The sequence below is a fragment of the Thermus sp. genome (assembly GCF_040290245.1).
GTDB lineage: Bacteria > Deinococcota > Deinococci > Deinococcales > Thermaceae > Thermus_A.
Genome location: NZ_PSMQ01000115.1, coordinates 1 through 2,220 on the forward strand (window position 1 = coordinate 1; position 2,220 = coordinate 2,220).

4 protein-coding genes are annotated in these 2,220 nt (G+C 69.9%); all 4 read left to right on the top strand.

Annotation, left to right across the window (positions count from 1 at the left end):
- The coding region (locus tag C4301_RS09860; protein ID WP_352414893.1) for a (2Fe-2S) ferredoxin domain-containing protein at window positions 1-652 on the top strand (652 nt) is incomplete at its 5' end.
- Window positions 652-1,035, top strand: coding sequence for a DUF3209 family protein (locus C4301_RS09865; protein WP_352414894.1), 384 nt, complete (start codon window positions 652-654; stop codon window positions 1,033-1,035). The genes C4301_RS09860 and C4301_RS09865, both read left to right, overlap by 1 nt.
- The gene (gene cobA / locus C4301_RS09870; protein ID WP_352414895.1) at window positions 1,032-1,772 is read left to right on the top strand and encodes a uroporphyrinogen-III C-methyltransferase; all 741 of its coding nucleotides are present in this window, start codon (window positions 1,032-1,034) and stop codon (window positions 1,770-1,772) included. The genes C4301_RS09865 and cobA overlap by 4 nt, the downstream gene beginning before the upstream one ends.
- The coding region (locus tag C4301_RS09875) for a nicotinate-nucleotide--dimethylbenzimidazole phosphoribosyltransferase (protein WP_352414896.1) at window positions 1,756-2,220 on the top strand (465 nt) is incomplete at its 3' end. The genes cobA and C4301_RS09875, both read left to right, overlap by 17 nt.

The window sequence follows — 2,220 nt, forward strand, 5'->3', positions numbered from 1 at the left end:
CCCCGTCCTCCCCGCCTACGCGGCCAAGGCCCGCCCCACCCCGGGGGAGGCCCTCCTCCGCCTGGCGGGCCTTAGGCCCAAGCGGGTCTTCCTCCTTCCCCATCTCTTCTTCCGGGGGGTGGTGGAGGAGAGGCTAAAGCGCCGGGTGGAGGGGCTTCACCTGGAGCTCCTTCCCCCCCTTATGGGGCATCCGGCCCTCCTCGAGGCCCTCATGGGCCGCTACCGCGAGGCGTTGGAGGGGGGAGGCGCCCCGTGCGACACCTGCCGTTTCCGCTTCCCCATCGGCCGCTTCGCCCCCAGGCGGGAGGCCCAGATCGCGGGGCTTAAGGCCCTTCGCCACGCCCTTTTCGCCCCGGGCCGGCACCCCCATGGCCCCTTCACCCACCTCCTCCTCTGCACCGGGGAAACCTGCCGCGCCCAGGGGGCTTTGGGGGTGCTCAGAGGCCTGGAGGAGGCCTTGAGGGACCTGTCCTCCCTGGTCCAGATCACCCCCACCCCCTGCCTTTCCCGCTGCGGCCGGGGGCCCATCCTGATCGCCTATCCGGAGGGGGTGGTCTACGGGGGGTTTGCCCAGGCCGACCTTCTCCCCTTCCGAAGGGTCCACCTCGAGGGGGGAGAGGTGTACGAAAAGAGGCTTTTGGAGGTGATCTGATGGCTTGCCACGAACTTTCGGCCCTGAGGATTGCGATCGGAAGGCTTCTGGAAAAGGAGGAGCACGACCTGGAGCACGAGCGGGAGGAGCTCGCCCCGGTCCTTGGGGTGAGGCGGGAGCTCTCCCGCCTGGTGGAGGCGAAAAGCCTTCCCGCCCTTCGCCGGGGCCTGGAGGAGGCCTTGGCCCATCTGGAGGGCCAGCTCTCGGAAGGGGGGGCATATGACCGGGGGCTGGCCCTGGCCACCGAGGCGGCGCTTCAGCGGGTGAGGGCCCTGGAGCGGGAACTCGAGGGCTTCTACGCCGATCTGGACCTTCTCCACAGGCGGTTGCACCGCCTTTTCCCGCGCAGGAAGGAGGCTTCAAAAGAGGAGCGGCAGGGATGAGCCTGGACCTGCCCCCTGCCCTCGTCTATCTGGTCGGGGCTGGCCCCGGGGACCCCGGGCTTTTGACCCTCAAGGGCCGGCTGGCCCTGGAGCGGGCGGAGGTGGTGCTTAAGGACGCCCTAGTCCCCGAGGCCTTCCGGGCCTTCAACCCCAGGGCCCTCTGGCTCGAGGTGGGCAAGCGGGGGTATGGGGAGAAGACTTCCCAGGAGGAGATCCACCGGCTCATGGCCGAGCACGCGGGGAGGGGCCGGGTGGTGGTTCGGCTCAAGGGGGGGGATCCCATGGTCTTTGGCCGGGGGGGTGAGGAGGTCCTCTTCCTTTTGGAGCAGGGCATCCCCTTTGTGGTCGTCCCCGGGGTGTCCAGCGCCACCGGGGTGCCCTCTGCCTTGGGCCTTCCCCTTACCCACCGGGGGATGGCCAGGGGGTTCTCCGTCCTCACGGGGCATGACCCCTTTGGGCTCTCCGCGGACACCCTGGTCTTTCTGATGCCGCTCCACCAGCTTCCGGCCCTGAAATCCGTCCTTCTGGCCCACCGCCCTCCCCATACCCCCGTGGCCCTGATCGGCCGGGGCACCTGGCCCAACCAGGCGGTGGCCCTGGGGCGGCTGGAGGGGTTGGAGCGGCTCAGGGCCCCCGATCCGGCCCTTTTGGTGGTGGGGGAGGTGGTGGGGGTCCTCGAGCGGCTTTGGCCCGGGACCCTTGGAACCCAGGAGGCAAAGGATGTGGGAAAGGACTGACCCAAACGGCTTAGAGGCGATTCTGGCTTTGGCGAAGGCCCGTATGGAGGAGCTGACCAAGCCCCCCCGGTCTTTGGGCCACCTGGAGGAGGTCGCGGTACGCCTGGCCGCCATCCAGAGGCGGCTCAAGCCCGAGCTGGGCCCGGGGGCGGTGGTGGTCTGCGCCGCCGACCACGGGGTGGTGGCCGAGGGGGTCTCGGCCTACCCCCAGGAGGTCACCTTCCAGATGGTGCTCAACTTCCTCCGGGGCGGGGCCGCCATCAACCAGTTCGCCCAGGAGGCGGAGGCGAAGGTCTACGTCCTGGACGTGGGGGTAAAGGGGGAGCTGCCCGACCACCCCCTTCTCCTCAAGCGCAAGGTGCGGGAGGGGACAGGGAACCTGGCCCGGGGGGCGGCCCTCTCCCTGGAGGAGGCCAGAAGGGCCTTGGAGGCAGGCCGGGAGGCGGCC